Source organism: Vogesella mureinivorans (assembly GCF_007644035.1).
GTDB classification, from domain to species: domain Bacteria; phylum Pseudomonadota; class Gammaproteobacteria; order Burkholderiales; family Chromobacteriaceae; genus Vogesella; species Vogesella mureinivorans.
Genome location: NZ_VMTV02000709.1, coordinates 1 through 368 on the forward strand (window position 1 = coordinate 1; position 368 = coordinate 368).

The window sequence follows — 368 nt, forward strand, 5'->3', positions numbered from 1 at the left end:
GATGCGATCAACAAGGGCGTCAACCTGACCGGCTACATGGCCTGGTCCCTGCTGGACAATCTGGAATGGTCGCTGGGCTTCTCCAAGCGGTTCGGCATCACCCACGTGAACTACCAGACCCAGGAGCGGACCATAAAGGACTCCGGCCTGCTCTACGCTGAGGTCATCCAGACCAACGGCAAGGTGCTGGATACGCTCTAGGCCCGGGTCAGGTCGCCCGCGCCGGCCGGTCCCCGCGTCACGGTGAAGCGCGCCGCGTCGCGCACCTCGAAGGGCTTGGCCAGGATGGTGGACACCGCCTTCAACTCGGCGGTGGCCTGATCGCGGGTCAGGGTCAGCAACACGAAGCCCTTGGAGGACTGGTCGCA

The 368-nt window shown here is 64.9% G+C and carries 1 protein-coding gene; it reads left to right on the forward strand.

The features are described from left to right. The coding region (locus tag FLQ44_RS17845; RefSeq protein ID WP_147695468.1) for a family 1 glycosylhydrolase at positions 1 to 201 on the forward strand (201 nt) is incomplete at its 5' end. Between the last annotated feature and the right edge of the window lie 167 nt (positions 202 to 368).